Genomic DNA, 15,050 nt, shown 5'->3' on the forward strand with positions numbered 1-15,050 from the left:
CCTCACCCCTCTCCCCCCCCACACCCCCCCCCCCCACCCCGCCGGCCTGCCCCGCCCCCCCACCCCGGCTAGGCCACCCGCGGGGCGCCGCCCCCCCGCGGGGGGGGGCCGCCCCACACGACGGTGTCACTGCGCGGTGCAGGTGCTCCCACCGGCCGGGTTCAGCAGCCCGATGACATCGATGCTGTCGCCGCACAGGTTGAGGCCGAGGTCGACCGGGACCTGGGTGACGTTGCCCGACAGGACGCCCGGGCTGTTGCTGGCGGTGCCGGTCGTGGGGTCCGGGTCGGCCGCGTGGGCGGCCGTCGTGCCGGCCAGCGCGAGGGAGCCCGCGAGAACCGCCGCCGTGGCAAAGCTGCGCATACGCATGTGTGTTGCCTCACTGGTTGACGTAGGGACCCTCTCATCACACCGGCTGCGCACGCCGGCCGCCTGTTGGGATACGCCGTTGGGAGACCGGCGCAGGTCAGGCGGCGGCGGGGAAGCGTTCCCAGACCCGGTGGGCGCCGAGCAGTCCGCTGAGCTGCTGCAGCACGGCGGGGGCGCCGTCGCCGGCGACCACGCCGGGCGCGTCGAGCGGAATGCCGGCCGCCTCCAGCGCGGTCTCGCCGCCCTTGGCCGCGCCGATGGCCTTGCCGTGCCGGTACGCCTCCGCCAGCAGCAGCCCCACCCGGGGGTCGGGCGTGCCCTGCAGGGCCGTGGGCACGCCTGCCTTGGCGTCGCGGGCGCCGAAGGCGTCGGCGCCGACCCCGGGGGTCCCGGCCACCAGCAGGGCGTCGAACTCCACCGAGCGTGCGGTGGAGTAGGTGCGCTGGACGGTCAGGGCGTCCGCGCCGTCGCCGAGGGTGCCGCCGGTCGGCGCCACGATCAACGGGACCATGCCGCTGTCCAGCACGGCCTGGCGTACGGCCCGGACGCCGCCGAGGTCACCGTCGGGACCGGTGATGACGCCGATGATCCGGCCGTCGGTGGGCCAGGTCCGGCCGACCTGGGAGAGGACGGGGCTGGGTTCGACGTCGGCGAGGGGCACGGTGGGCTCGGGCGCGGGCAGCCCGAGGCCCGCGGCGACGGCCGCGCACAGCTCCGGGTCGACGTTGGCGAGGACCTGCAACGCCCTCTCCCTGATGGCTTGTTCGTAGCACTTGCCGAGTTCGAAGGCGTAGGCCCCGATGATGTGCTCCCGCTCCACGGAGCTCATGCTGAGCCAGAACCGGCGGGGCTGGCTGAAGTGGTCGTCGAACGACTCGGGTGCCTCCCGGACCTTGGTCGCCTCCGGCACCCGTACGGGCGCCTCGATGAACGCGCCCATATCGGCGCCGGCGGTGAACGGGCAGCCCCCGTCGAGGGAGTTGGGCCGGTAGGGGGCGACGCCGCGGTGCACGGCCGTCTGGTGCATGCCGTCGCGCAGCATGTCGTTGACCGGTGCCTGCGGCCGGTTGATGGGGAGTTGGGGGAAGTTGGGGCCGCCCAGGCGGGTGAGCTGGGTGTCCAGGTAGGAGAAGAGCCGGCCGGCCAGCAGCGGGTCGTCGGTGACGTCGATGCCGGGGACGAGGTGGCCGACGTGGAAGGCGACCTGTTCGGTCTCGGCGAAGAAGTTCGACGGGTTGCGGTCGAGAGTGAGCAGCCCGATGGGCTGCACGGGGGCGAGTTCCTCCGGCACGAGGTTCGTCGGGTCCAGCAGGTCGATGCCCTCGAAGGTCTGCTCGGGGGTGTCGGGGAAGGTCTGGATGCCGAGTTCCCACTCGGGGTACGCGCCCGCCTCGATGGCGTCGGCGAGGTCCCTGCGGTGGAAGTCGGGGTCCACCCCGTTGATGATCTGTGCCTCCTCCCACACCAGGGAGTGCACGCCCAGCTTCGGCTTCCAGTGGAACTTCACCAGCGTGGTGCCGCCGTCGGCGTCGACCAGCCGGAAGGTGTGGACACCGAAGCCCTCCATGGTCCGGTAGGAGCGCGGGATGCCCCGGTCGGACATGTTCCACAGGGTGTGGTGGGTGGCCTCGGTGTGCAGGGTGACGAAGTCCCAGAAGGTGTCGTGGGCGCTCTGGGCCTGCGGGATCTCCCGGTCGGGGTGCGGCTTGGCGGCGTGCACGACGTCGGGGAACTTGATGGCGTCCTGGATGAAGAAGACCGGGATGTTGTTGCCGACCAGGTCGTAGACGCCTTCGCTGGTGTAGAACTTGGTCGCGAAGCCCCGGGTGTCGCGGACGGTGTCGGCGGAGCCCCGGGAGCCGAGCACGGTGGAGAAGCGCACGAAGACGGGCGTCTCGACGTCCTCGGCGAGGAACGCCGCCTTGGTCAGCCGGGCGGCGGTGCCGTAGCTGCGGAAGACCCCGTGCGCTCCGGCGCCCCGGGCGTGGACCACGCGCTCCGGGATGCGTTCGTGGTCGAAGTGCATCACCTTCTCCCGCAGGTGGTGGTCCTGCAGGAGCACGGGGCCGCGCGGGCCCGCCTTCAGCGAGTGGTCGGTGTCGTACAGCCGGGTGCCCTGGGCGTTGGTGAGATAGCTGCCGCTCTGGGCCATCCGTGCCTGGTCGGAACCGGTGGGCTGCCCGGTCGGCGAGACGGTGTCCGGGCCGGTCTGGTCGGGCTTCGGGGGCAGCGGCTCGCGGGGTTCGGCCGGCTCGGCGACCGACGGTGTCTCGGGGGCCGGCTTACCGGGGATGCTCTCGCTCATCACTACCATTCCTTCGCTGGTCACTGGAGCGCCCGTGCCCGGCACGGGCGGTCCGCGGTCTTCGGCGCACGGAGGCCGGACCACACCCGGGAAGCGGGCGACCGGCGGTGCGCGGGGGCCACGGCCCAGGTCCACGGCGGGGGCCCCGCACACCGAGGTCCCCGGGCCGGGGCGTCCGAAACCGGGAGCCTCGCGGCTTGTCCCGTGGGGTGAAGTCGGGTCGGGGAGCACGGCGTGTCGTCCGCGCGTCCGGCCCTTCGGACATGCCCGGACCCGGGGACCGTCGGCGGGGTCAACCGCCCCCAGTCGAAAGCGGGTTCGGAGGAGGGCCGTTTCTTGACCCGCGGGCGGCCGGCACGCGGCCGCCCGCACCCGCCACCCTAGGTGCTGCGCGCGGGCCGCGCAGTTCGGCCGGCGCCGGTCAGGAGCGGGTCAGCACCCGGAACGACTCGAGCGAGGGGTCGGCCGCGTCGGAGACCAGGAAGCCGTGCTCGATGCCGCTGCGCAAGTAGTCGACGACCTCCTCGGTGATCACCTCGCCCGGCGCCACGACCGGGACGCCCGGCGGGTAGGGGCTGATCGTCTCGGCGGAGATCCGGCCCACGGCCCGTTCGGCCGGGACCTGTTCGGCGGGGCCGAAGAAGGCCGCACGGGGCAGGACGGCCTGTTCCAGTTCGAGGGCACGGGGCTCCGGCAGGCGGACCGGGCGCTGCCGTTCGATCGAGCCGGCGCCGTCCACCAGGGAGCGCAGCGCATCGAGGAGGATCTTCTCGGTCGCGTCGTCGTCGGAGTGGGTGATCGAGGCGCTGATGCGGCAGCTGTCCGAGCCGCCGACGTCGACGTGCCGCTCGGCCCGCAGCCACTCCGCCGCCTGCATGCCGGTGATGCCCAGGTCCCGTACGTCGATGGCGATCTTCATGGGGTCGAACTCCGCGGCCAGGCCCTCGCGGACGATCTCCTCGCCCATCACCCGCAGCCCGGGGAGTTCGTCGAGCGCGGCCCGCAGCCGCTCGGCGCGGCGCAGGGCGGTTTGGAGCAGCTCGTGCCCCTGTTCGGCCATCTGGCGCCGCCAGCCGTCCAGCGCCGCGTACACCAGGGAGGACGCGCTGGTGGTGCCGAGCAGGTCCTCCCGTTGTTTGAGCACATCGACCGCCACCCGGTCGTGCTGGAGGTGGAAGACCGAGCTCTGCTCGATCGCGCCGCCCATCTTGTGGACGCTGGTGACCACCAGGTCGGCGTCGGCGTCCATGCCCCAGGCCGGCAGGTCCGGGTGGAAGGGCAGGTGGGCGCCCCAGGCCTCGTCCACGATGAGCGGTACGTCGGCGGCGTGGCAGACGTCGGCCACGCCGCGGATGTCGGCGCAGGAGCCCAGCTCGGTGGGCGTGATCAGCAGCATGCCCTTGGCGTCGGGGTGTTCCCGCAGCCGGTCCCGCACGTCGTCGGGCTCGGGCGGATGCGCCATGTGCCGCTCGGCGTCGAACTTGGGGTGGACCCAGATCGGTTCCACCCCGTTGATGATCACGGCCGCGATGACCGACTTGTGCGCGTTGCGGGACAGCAGCAGCTTCTCCCCCGGGCCCGCGACGGAGAGCATCGCGGTCTTCACGGACAGGGAGCTGCCGCAGGTCGAGAAGAAGGCGTGTTCGGCGCCGACGGCGTCGGCCATGAGCTCCTGCGCCTGCTCGAGGACGCCCTGGGACTCGCGCCGGTCGTCCAGTCCGTTCAGGCTGAGCACGTCCGAGCGGAAGACGTCCAGACCGAGGACCTCGGCGACGCGGGGGTCGGTTCCGCGGCCCTGTTTGTGGCCCGGCGGCCCGAACACCACGTCTCCCCGGCGCCGAAATTCCTGCAGGGCCTCCAGCACGGGTGCGCGTGAGTGGTCCATGGCCGTCCTCCTCGTGGTCCGGGTGCGGGCGTGACGCCCCGCGCGCCCGCCGAGCCGGTGTCCGGGCGGCCGTGAACGGGTGCCCGGCCGGCGCCGTGGCGGTACGGCGGTGCGGCACTCACCGTGTTGCACCCGGCGTCCGCTCCAAACCCCGCGACGACCTGCTCCGGATCCTCGTGCCGTTCACTCCGGGGAGCCGCACCGCACCGCCCACGCGTCGTACCCGTCGGCGGGAGCGAGGGCCGTCGCGTCGCGCACCCGCTCCACCGCCTCGCCCAGCGCCCGGTCGATCGGCTCGGGCAGCAGGCCGGAGGCGGGCCACTCCACCAGGCAGCGCGCCACCTCCCGCAGCTTGGTGTTGGTGTGCTGCGAGATCCGTCTCAGTACCTCCCAGCCCTGCCCGGCGCTCACCCCGCCGACGGCGACGACCACTCCGATCGCCTGGTCGATGACGGCATGCGAGACAACGGCGTGCCGCAGCTGACTCACTTCCTCCTGAAGTGCGGTGAGCCGGTCGGCCTGTTCGTCGTGTCCCCTCATACGATCACCGTGCGCATACCGCGCCACCCGCGCCAGCCATCAGGCGAACGCCGTCGCAAGCCCCTGTCCACGAAACGAAAACGTCCTGGTCAGGGACGGATGCCGACGGAGAACGCGGGCATACGCCCTTCATGGCCACGCTCAACTTCGACAGTGCGGACCTGACTGCCACGGAGGCCTTCCTCAGCGACGCCTACGCGAGGATGCGCATCGGCACCAGCACGCCGGGCTCGAGCCGCGCCCGCGTCCACCGGGGCAGCACCGACACGTTCAGCGTCGACGAACTCGCCCTGGACTTCGAGATGAGCTACTCCGTCACTCCGCTGGGCAGGATCTGTCTGTGCGTCGTGCACGACGGCACCGTGCGCGACCATGCCTTCCGGGGCGTCGAGGACGCCTTCGGACCGGGTGACGTGGTGCTGTTCGCACCGCCCGACCTGCCGTACTCGGGGCGGATCTGCAACGCGCGATACAACATCACGATGCTGGAGCCGGACCTGCTCACCCAGGTGGCCGGGGCCGACGGGCCCGGGGAACGGCCGGTCCGGCTGACCGGGCACCGGCCGCACTCGGCGGACGACGCGCGGCGGCTGAGCCGCACCATCGGCTACCTGCGCGACCACGTGCTCGCCGACCCGGACATCGCCGACCGGCCCCTGGTCGCGTCCACGGCCGCGCAGCACCTGGCGGCGAGCGTGCTGTCGGCGTTCCCGAACACCGCGCTGGCGGCTCGCCCGGGCCCGGACGGCGCGGACGCGCACCCGGCGATGCTGCGCCGCGCCCTCGCCTACATCGACGACCACGCCGACCGGCCCGTCACCGTCGCGGAGATCGCGGGGGCGGCACGGGTCACCGTGCGGGGGCTGCAGTACGCCTTCCGCCGCCATCTGGACACGACCCCGCTGGCCCATCTGCGCCGGGTGCGGCTCACCCACGCCCATCACGACCTGCTCGCCGCCGACCCCGCCGGCGGCGACACGGTCACGGACATCGCCGCCCGGTGGGGCTTCTACCACCCGGGCCGCTTCGCGTCCCTGTACCGGGAGACCTACCGGCGCGCTCCCCGTCTGGCGCTGGCCGGGGAGTGAGCCCGCTCCCGCGCGCCGGGCGGGCGCGCGGGAGCGGGGCGTGCGTCACGGGAACGAGGTCACCTTGGAGGGAACGGTGTCCGTCCCCGAGGTGGGCGCGCCCGTGCTGTTGACGACATGGGCGTACTGGCCCTTGCCGCCGAGGGAGATCACCTGCAGGTCGTGCATCCTGATCCCCGAGGTGGCCGGGACCTGGAAGCCGTGCGCCTGCACGATCGTGGGATCGGACGTGTAGTTGCAGTAGCTGCCCAGGCCCCACGCCTCGTGCGTGGTGACCGAGTCGGCGACCTTGTAGGCCGCGTAGCCGACGATGCCGTCGTGGGTGATGGCGGCGGCGTTCGGGGCGTCGTACGCCTTCTCGTTCTGGAAGAAGATCGTGCGGCCGCGTTCGCCGCTCCAGTACACGTCGTACTTGTTGAAGTGCTCGACGAACAGGCCGGTGGCGAGGACGTCGTCACCGTTGACCCGCAGGCCGTAGTCGGCGCGGTTGGTGTCCCAGCCGGTGCCGCTGCCGTGGTCGGCGCGCCAGATCCAGGTGTGGTCGACGATGACGTCGTCGCTGTTGACCACGACGGAGTCGGTGGCGAGGCCGGGGCCGGCGCCGCCGATGCGGACGAACACGTCCTGCATGGTGGTGGGGTTGGCGGAGTGGTCGGCGCCGGCGCCGGGCTCGCCGATCCGCAGCAGGGTGTCGGAGTTGACCGGGCCCGCGTCGATGAGGAACCCGGCGAGCTTCACGCCGTCGACGTCGGCGACGTGCATGGCGTCGACGCCGTTGTCCGGGACCAGGGTGGCGAGGCCGAGTCCGAGGACCACGGTGTTGGCGCGGGTGACGTCGATCGTCCGGTCGAGGTGGTAGACGCCGGGGGTGAAGAGGAGGTCGAGGCCCTGGGCGAGGGCCGCGTTGATGGTGGCCGCGGTGGCGCCCGGCTTGACGACGTAGAACTGGTCGAGCGGCAGGGAGGTGCCCGCGTTGGCCGGCCAGGAGACGCCGCGGGCGTTCGTGCGCTTGGCCGGTACGAACACCTTGTAGGCGGAGCCGTCCAGGTAGAGGAACGGCTTCTCGCGCGAGACCGGCGTGGTGTCGAGGGTGGTGTACGGGCCGTTGTCGAAGTTGGTCGCCGGCGCGCCCTGGACACCGGAGAAGGTCATGTTCCAGACGCCGTTGGTCCAGCCGCCCACCGAGCTGTCACGGGTGTACCACTGCTGTTGGGAGTAGGGGCCGACGGTGCCGTCGATCTTCGAGTCGGCGATGTAGCCGCCGGAGGCCCAGCCGTAGCCGTTGGGGGCGAGGTTGAGGCCGCCCTGGACGTGGACGCGGCGGAACGGGGCGGCCTGGGCGACCGCCCAGCGGTCGGTCCCGTTGGACGGCCTGATGGCGAGGTTCTCCGCCGAACGCCAGAAGTTCTGCGTGGCGTTGCCGTTGAACCAGCCGGCGTCCACGGTGACGTCACCGTTGATCTGGGTGTCGTCGGGGTTCATGCCGAGGCCGGAGATCGAGGTGTAGAAGCCGATCTGGGCGTTGATGCCGTTGTAGGTGCCCGGCTTGAGCAGGAACTGGTAGCGGCCGGTGCCGAACTGGTTCGACTCCTGCTGCTTGAAGACGTCGTCGAACTTCTGCTGCAGGTTCGGCGTGGCGGGGTCGACCACGATGACGTTGGGGCCGAGGTCGCCGCCGCCCTGGACGGGTGGTTCGCCGGTGGAGCCGGTGTGCACGGCGACCTCCCACAGCGAGTAGCCGTAGCCGGTGCCGCGGGCGGCGCCGTAGACCCGGACGTAGCGGCCGGTGCCGCTGACGTCGTAGGAGGCGATGCCGCCGTTCGCGCCGGTGACGCTCTTCAGGGTGGTCCAGCTCTGGCCGTCGGCGGAGGCCTGGAGCTGGAAGTCCTTGCCGTACGCCGCTTCCCAGTCGAGGTCGATCCGGCACAGGTCCTTGACCGAGCCGAGGTCCACCCGCAGCCACTGCGGGTCGGCGGCCTGGCTGGACCAGCGGGTGCCGGTGTCACCGTCGAAGGCGGCGGAGGCGGGGGTGCCGGCGTTCTCGGTGGAGGACGCGGTGGCGGGCCGGCCCTGCGCGGCGTTCGCGGTGCCGCAGCCGGTCTGGCCGCCGCTCGCCGTGCCGTAGACCTGGAACTCCCAGAGGGAGTAGCCCCATTGGATGGCCCGGTGCACGCCGAGCATGCGTACGTAGCGGCCCTGTCCGGAGACGTCGAGGGTGTCGACGCCGCCGTCGGAGCCGGTGACGGACTTCAGGTCGCTCCAGGTGCTGCCGTCCTTGGAGAGCTGGACCTTGTAGTCCTTGCCGTAGGCGGCCTCCCAGTTGAGGACCACCTGGCTGACCGTGGCGGTGGCGCCCAGGTCGACCTGGTACCACTGGCCGTCGGTGGCGGCCGAGGACCAGCGGGTGCCGGTGTCGCCGTCGACGCCCTTGGCGGCGGAGGTGCCGGCGTTCTCCTCGGAGGACGCGGTGGCGGTCTTTCCCTGCGACAGCGGGGTTTCGGCCGCGGCGGCGGGTGGATGGGTGGTGGGCAGGGCGATCAGCGCCGCCGTGGCGGCCAGCGCGATGCCCAGGGATCTCATTCTCATGTGGTGGCTCCATGCGGCTGCGGAGGTCAGCAAGCTGACCCCATGGCTTACTTCATGTTTTGATTTAAGTAGTGAGCCAAGCGGGCGGCAAGCCTTCGGAAGTCAAAACCTGAAATACGCGCGACCTGGGGTGCCCGTACGCCAACTCCGCTAGCGTGTCTGGTTCTTGGCCATGTCCAGCAGCGCGGCATGGGTTTCGGCGTCGGCGGCCGCGATCAGACCGCCGGCGCCGGTGTGCAGGGGCTGGCCGTGGATGCCGGTCACCGTGCAGCCGGCGGCACGGCACAGGGCGATCCCGGCGGCGAAGTGCACGTTGTCGCGCAGGTCGCCGTCGGTGACGTACGCGGCCCTGCGGCCGGCGGCGACCCAGGCGACCGCGAGGGTGGTGGAGACCACCCGGGGCCGGAACCGCCGGCCGAAGCCGGGGTCGGCCAGCAGCCGGACCGCCTGGAAGCCGGGCGCGTTCGGGAACGGCGGGTCGAGGTTGACGTCCACCAGCCGGGACTCCGGCGACGGCGTCAACTCCACGTCCGTGCCGTCGCGGTGGACCAGGGCGCGCTGTCCGTCGGTCCAGAACACCTCGCCGCCGAACGGGTCGGCCGTCGCGGCCGCGGTGATCCCGCCGTCCTCCCGCAGGGCCACGTTCACCCCCACCAGCATGTTCCGCACGGCGTAGTTGAGGGTGCCGCACAGCGGGTCGACCAGCCAGCGGCGCCGGGCGCCCGCGGAGCCGCTGCTGCCGCTCTCCTCGCCCGTGACGGCGTCACCGGGCCGGGCGGTGCGCAGGATGCCGAGGACGGCCTCCTCGGCCGCGAGGTCCGCCGCCGTCGCGAAGTCACCGGCCGCCTTCTCGAAGCGGTCCAGCCGCCCGCCGAACATCTCGCGGACCACGGCGGCTCCCGCCTGGGCCGCCCTGCGGGCGAGGTGGGCGTCCGACCCCGAGCCGATCATCTCCATGCGGGCAGGATAGCCCGCGCTCCCGTCGTCCGAACTTCCGCTTTCGTCGGGCCGGTTGCCCCCGTTCAGCGCTCCGTGAGGGCTACGTCCGCGAGCGGGGTCTCCCAGTCCAGCAGGCGGTTCAGCGTGTCGTCCTCGCGGGGCGCGCCGGGAGCCGCGGAGGCGTCGCGCGCCGGGGTGGGGGTGCCGCGCGAGATGGCGCCGCTGACGGTGATGTTGTGCTCGGTGCGCGGGCGGCGGTGGCGCTCGTACGCGGTGAACGCGGTCCGCGGGTCCGGCAGGTCGCGCAGGGCCTTGGCGAGGACGACGGCGTCCTCCAGGGCCATGGAGGCGCCCTGGCCGGTGGCGGGCGAGGCCGCGTGCGCCGCGTCGCCGAGGAGCAGGACACGGCCGGTGTGCCAGGGGGTGCCCAGCGGCATCTCGGTGGCGTCGGTGGCCATGATGGTCTCGCCGCAGGCCGCGACGATGTCCCCGGCGGGCGTGGCGTCCTCGCGCAGCAGCGGGAGCAGTTCGCCGCGCAGGCCCGCGGGTGCGGGGCCCGTCGCGTCACGGGCGGGCCGGGGGTCGCCGGTGACGCGGGCGAACCAGTACGTCTCCCCCGCCGGCGAGACCGCGTACCCGAACGCGGCCCCGCTGCCGCGCACCATGGTGATGACGCCGTTCGGCCCCGGCGCGGGTGCCGCGTCCGTGTAGCCGTAGTACACGCGCTGGCCCGCGTACCGGGGCCGGGCGGCGGGCGCCACGGCCAGCCGGCGCACGGCCGAGTTCAGGCCGTCGGCGCCGATCAGCAGGTCCCCGGTGGCGCTGCTGCCGTCGGCGAAGTGCGCGGTCACGCCGTCGGCGCCGTCGTCCACGGACACCAGCCGGGCACCGTGGCGCAGCGGCGTTCCGCGCCGGACAGCCTCGGCCTGGAGGGCCGCGTTCAACTCGCCGCGCCGCAGGCACCGGTAGCGCAGCGCGGGGTCGTCGGCACCGGCGAGCGGTGCGCGGGCCACCTCGCCGCCCCCGCTGTCGAGCAGGCGCAGGGAAGTCAGCGGGAAACCGATGGTGGTGACGGCGTCCGTGGCGTCGATCTGGGCCAGGGCACGCATGCCATTGGCCGCGAGGGTAAGGAAGGCGCCGATGTCCTCGGCGGTGTCGGGGTGCGCCTCGAAGACGGCGGCGTCGTGTCCTGCCTTGCGCAGGCCCAGCGCGGCCGCCGTGCCCGCGATGCCGCCGCCGATCACCAGAATGCGTGCCATCGGTACCACCCACCGTTCCGTTCGTGTCCCCGACGGGTGGCAGAGCTACGCCACGGACGACCGGGCGCGCAAACCGGCACGCCCACATCCGGTCGCTTTCGTGAGGGGACGGCAGGCTTCAGGGGCGCGGGCCGCGGGTGCGCAGTTCTCCCACCGTCCTCAGCAGCCGGTCGGCGGGCTCGCGCAGCCGGGGATGGGCCAGGACCGTGTTGCGCAGGCCGCGCACCGGGCGCCGCCACAGGCGCCGCGCGGCGGCCACCGGGTGCCGGCGCGCGGCGAAGCCCTCCCCCACCCGCAGTTCCCGGGTCTTGAGCCAGTCCTTGTACTCCTTGTCGCCCCGTCCCAGGTCGACGAGGGTCACCCCGTGCCGGGCGGCCGCCTCCGCGGTTCGCAGGTGCATCATCAACCCGGGCGAGTAGTAGTGCAGTTCGGGGTCGTAGGCGGTGAACCAGGCGGCCAGTACGGTGCTGGAGCGCGGGCCGAAGTGGGCGGCGACCGGGCGGTCGCCGGCGTAGAGCACGGAGAGCACTCCGGTGAAGTGCTCCTCGCGGACGTGGAAGAGGTGGTCGGTCAGGTCGACGATCCAGGGCCGCGAGAAGCGGTCCATGCGCCCGGTGCGGCGGTACTGGGCGGACTTCCAGCGCATCAGGGTGCGCAGGACGCGTGGATCGCGCTCGTCGAACTCGAACCGCACCGCGCCGTTGTCCCGCCCGAGCCGGCGTTCCTTCTTCAGGGTGGTCTTGGCCAGCCCCGGATAGGCCCCGCGCAGCCACTCGGCGTACGTGCCGTCGCCGGGCTTCACGTCGATCACCGGCGAGGCGAAGGTTCCGGTGACGTGCGGGCCGAACGGGCGCTGTTCCTGGACCAGATGGTCGAACTCGAAGATGCTGAGACCGCAGGCGCGCAGCAGTTCCCCGGCGTCCCAGGTGACTCCGGGCCGGTGCACGAGGGCCTGGCAGTCGGACAGCCCGAGCCCGATGGCCCGGCCCGTGCCGAGAGGGCCGCGCTCGTAGGGGAAGAATCCGACCGGCTGCCCGTCCTCACGCAGTACCGCGACCCGCGCGCCGCCGCGGTGGCGGCCGACCGCGAGGGTGAACTCCGGGGCCAGGAAGGGGTTCGCGTACTCTGGCGACTCGTCCATCGCCCGGTGCCAGGCCCCGCGCAGCGCGGAGGTCAGGTCCCCGGGTCTGTGGATGGTGATGTCCACCTCAGCTCGACCGCCCTTCGGCCCGCTCCGCCGATGACCCGCCGGACCGGGCCGGGGCCGGTGAGGTGTGTGGATCGTGGCTCATGGATCGCATGGGCGACCGCTCCCCCCCATGACGCGCCGGGCGCGTCCTGCCATTCGCCGCTGCCGTGTGCGGGTCCCCGCCGTGCGCCGATGCTCAAAGTTCGCGAAACCGTACGCACCCTGTCAAGGGTGCCTCAGGCGGCGGACGATCCGCCATGGGTACGCGGAATCGGGCACGAGTCCGTACGGACGGCGCGAAGCCGTGACCGGGCGGCCGGGAGCCGACTGGCGCGATGACGACCATGATCCGGGCCCGTGCGGGACACCCGCTGGCACACTGCCTGATCGACGTGCGGAGCAGCACGGCACTTATGAGAGGCGGTACCCCATGTCCCTGTCCGAGCCGGCCGCTCCCCGGCCCGCCGACCTGCTGGCCGCCATGCCGTTCGCGGCGGGCCTGGGCGTCGAGCTGCACGAGGCCACCGCCGAGCGCGCGGCCGGCAGTCTCGCCTGGTCCCCGGAGGTCTGCACGGCGGGTGGCGTGCTGCACGGCGGGGCGCTGATGGCGCTGGCGGACAGCGTCGGCGCCGTGTGCGCGTATCTGAACCTGCCGACGGGGGCCACCGGCACCTCGACCGTGGAGTCCAAGACCAACTTCCTGCGGGCGGTCACCTCCGGGCAAGTGCGCGCCACGGCCCGGCCGCTGCACATCGGCGGCACCCTCCTGGTGGTGCAGACCGATCTGCGGGACGACGGCGGCCGGCTGGTCGGCCAGACCACGCAGACCCAGATCGTGCTGCGGAAGAGCGAGGCCTGAGCCCGGTCCCCACGGCCGCGCCCGCACCTCGAGTAAAGAGATCGAATGGTCTAGTCCAAAGAACTCTTTGGACTAGACCAAGGCATTGACGTGCCCGCAACAGCTCCCGGAGGCTGGGGCGACTCCCCGCTGGGCAACCCCACCCCCACCCCCTGGAGGCACGCAGTGAGACCTCTTCGCGCATGTCTGGGCGCGGCGGCCGCCGTCGGACTGGCCGCCGCGGGCACCACCGCCCTCGTCACCACCAGCGCCTCCGGCGCCACCACCGCGCTGAGCGACCGGTGGTACGCCGCGGCTCCCTATCTGATGCCGCTGGACAACGACCCGCCGAACGCGGCCGCGATCATGGACGCCACCGGCCTCAAGGCGTTCCAGCTCGCCTTCGTCCTCGCCCCGAACGGGGGCGGCTGCTCCCCCACCTGGGGCGGCACCTCCCCCGTCTCCTCCGACACGGCCGTCCAGTCGGTCATCAGCGGCATCCGCGCCAAGGGCGGCGACGTCTCCGTCTCCATCGGCGGCTACGGCGGCACCAAGCTCGGCCAGGTGTGCGCGGACCCGGCCGCCACGGCCGCGGCCTATCAGCAGGTGATCACCAAGTACGGCCTGCACGCCATCGACTTCGACCTGGAGGAGCCGGAGTACGAGAACAGCGCCGCGATCAGGAACGAGATCGGCGCCGCGAAGATCCTCCAGCAGAACAACCCGGGACTGTACGTCTCCGTGACCACCGCCGGCACGGCGGACGGCACCGGCTGGTTCGGCAAGCAGATGCTGCTGGAGGCCAAGTCGCAGGGGTTCACCCCGAACAACTTCTCCATCATGCCGTTCGACGGCGGCTTCAACGGGGCGGCGAGCCAGACCACGGCGCTGACCAACTTCAACTCGATCCTGCGGTCGACCTTCGGCTGGGACCAGGCGACCGCCTACGCCCACGAGGGCTTCTCCGGCATGAACGGCCGCAGCGACACCGGCGAGTACTTCACACAGGCCGACTTCCAGACCGTGCTGGACTACGCCACCGGTCACCACATGGACCGCTTCACGTTCTGGTCCCTGAACCGTGACCGCCAGTGCACACCGGCCGACAACGGCGGCCGTACCTCGGGCACTTGCTCGAGCGTGGCGCAGAACTCCTGGGACTTCGCCAAGTACTCGGTGAAGTTCGCGGGCGTCACCCCGCCCACCACGACACCAACACCCACCCCCACCCCGACTCCGACGCCGACCCCGGGCACCTCCTGCAAGACCGCCTGGAGCTCGACGGCGGTGTACACCAAGGACAACGAGGTCTCGTACGGCAAGCACAACTGGAAGGCCAAGTGGTGGACCCAGAACGAGGTGCCCGGCGCCTCCGAGTGGGGTCCCTGGCAGGACGAGGGCACCTGCTGATCCACTTGACGTGTTCGGTCCAAACCTGACGCCGAACGGCTGTCCGCACCGCGGACACGCGGCGCGACCTGCGCGATTGGTACATCCGGGCGTACGGTCGTAGCGTCGATGCACGCGGTCGGACACGGAACGGCAGTGGGAGCGGCCATGCGCGGATCATTGGTGGGAACGGCAGCCACGCTCGCGGCGGGAGCCATGCTCACGGCGGCCATGACGACGGCCTCCGCGACGCCGCCGGACACGTCGGCCCCGCAGGCCCGGCGCACGCAGCCGGTGCTGGTCGACTGCTCCTTCCAGCGCACCGTCCGCCCGGCCGACTACATCCTGGCCTGCGGCGACGGCAACAGCCGCCTGCTGGGCCTGAACTGGACCAAGTGGGGCTTCCGGGCGGCCATGGCCGAGGGGCTGAACGCGGTCAACGACTGCAAGCCGTACTGCGCGGCCGGCAAGTTCCACTCGTACCGGGTGACGGTGCGGCTGGACAGCCCGGCCCCGTGGAAGAAGCACCCGGGCGTCCAGCGCTTCACCCGGATCACCCTCACCTACGAGGACGCCCGGCCCGAGGGCTTCGACCAGGTCGTGAGCTACCCGCTCCCGAGCTGACCGGCACCTCCCGGCCGGCGCCGAGCCGGTCCCTTGGCG

At 72.4% G+C, this 15,050-nt stretch carries 12 protein-coding genes; 4 read left to right on the forward strand and 8 right to left on the reverse strand.

The window, feature by feature from the left end; translation table 11 throughout:
• Positions 1-126: 126 nt before the first annotated feature.
• The 4 genes from AB0924_RS34175 to AB0924_RS34190 form a co-directional block, all read right to left on the reverse strand.
• Positions 127-363, reverse strand: coding sequence for a chaplin (locus AB0924_RS34175; RefSeq protein WP_358933916.1), 237 nt, complete (start codon positions 361-363; stop codon positions 127-129).
• Between the two features lie 103 nt (positions 364-466).
• Positions 467-2,683 (reverse strand): catalase, encoded by a 2,217-nt coding sequence (locus tag AB0924_RS34180; protein WP_366913569.1) that lies wholly within the window; start codon positions 2,681-2,683, stop codon positions 467-469.
• A 412-nt stretch (positions 2,684-3,095) separates the two neighbouring features.
• Positions 3,096-4,559: an aminotransferase class I/II-fold pyridoxal phosphate-dependent enzyme gene (locus AB0924_RS34185; RefSeq protein WP_366913537.1), complete on the reverse strand. Its 1,464-nt coding sequence runs from the start codon at positions 4,557-4,559 to the stop codon at positions 3,096-3,098.
• A 183-nt stretch (positions 4,560-4,742) separates the two neighbouring features.
• A complete protein-coding gene (locus AB0924_RS34190) occupies positions 4,743-5,099 on the reverse strand; it encodes an ANTAR domain-containing protein (RefSeq protein ID WP_366913538.1) in 357 nt (118 codons plus the stop codon).
• Between the two features lie 131 nt (positions 5,100-5,230).
• On the opposite strand from AB0924_RS34190, the gene AB0924_RS34195 reads away from it, so the two are divergent.
• Positions 5,231-6,187 carry a helix-turn-helix transcriptional regulator gene (locus AB0924_RS34195; protein WP_366913539.1) on the forward strand — a complete coding sequence of 319 codons (957 nt, stop codon included), beginning with the start codon at positions 5,231-5,233 and terminating at the stop codon, positions 6,185-6,187.
• A gap of 45 nt (positions 6,188-6,232) precedes the next feature.
• Here AB0924_RS34195 and AB0924_RS34200 read toward each other — a convergent pair whose 3' ends face one another.
• From AB0924_RS34200 to AB0924_RS34215, 4 genes are all read right to left on the reverse strand, one after another.
• Positions 6,233-8,773 (reverse strand): discoidin domain-containing protein, encoded by a 2,541-nt coding sequence (locus AB0924_RS34200; protein WP_366913540.1) that lies wholly within the window; start codon positions 8,771-8,773, stop codon positions 6,233-6,235.
• Between the two features lie 150 nt (positions 8,774-8,923).
• Entirely contained in the window at positions 8,924-9,724 is an 801-nt protein-coding gene (locus tag AB0924_RS34205) for an inositol monophosphatase family protein (protein ID WP_366913570.1), read from the reverse strand.
• A gap of 71 nt (positions 9,725-9,795) precedes the next feature.
• Positions 9,796-10,971, reverse strand: a complete 1,176-nt coding sequence (locus AB0924_RS34210; protein WP_358933903.1) for an FAD-dependent monooxygenase — start codon at positions 10,969-10,971, stop codon at positions 9,796-9,798.
• Between the two features lie 118 nt (positions 10,972-11,089).
• Positions 11,090-12,178 carry a GNAT family N-acetyltransferase gene (locus AB0924_RS34215; protein WP_366913541.1) on the reverse strand — a complete coding sequence of 363 codons (1,089 nt, stop codon included), beginning with the start codon at positions 12,176-12,178 and terminating at the stop codon, positions 11,090-11,092.
• 412 nt (positions 12,179-12,590) lie between these two features.
• On the opposite strand from AB0924_RS34215, the gene AB0924_RS34220 reads away from it, so the two are divergent.
• From AB0924_RS34220 to AB0924_RS34230, 3 genes are all read left to right on the forward strand, one after another.
• Entirely contained in the window at positions 12,591-13,019 is a 429-nt protein-coding gene (locus AB0924_RS34220) for a PaaI family thioesterase (RefSeq protein WP_358933899.1), read from the forward strand.
• A gap of 165 nt (positions 13,020-13,184) precedes the next feature.
• Positions 13,185-14,408, forward strand: a complete 1,224-nt coding sequence (locus tag AB0924_RS34225; RefSeq protein WP_366913543.1) for a chitinase — start codon at positions 13,185-13,187, stop codon at positions 14,406-14,408.
• Positions 14,409-14,555: 147 nt separating this feature from the next.
• Positions 14,556-15,011, forward strand: a complete 456-nt coding sequence (locus AB0924_RS34230) for a hypothetical protein (protein ID WP_358933895.1) — start codon at positions 14,556-14,558, stop codon at positions 15,009-15,011.
• Positions 15,012-15,050: the final 39 nt, after the last annotated feature.

This window comes from Streptomyces sp. NPDC047869 (assembly GCF_040704065.1).
Lineage (GTDB): Bacteria > Actinomycetota > Actinomycetes > Streptomycetales > Streptomycetaceae > Streptomyces.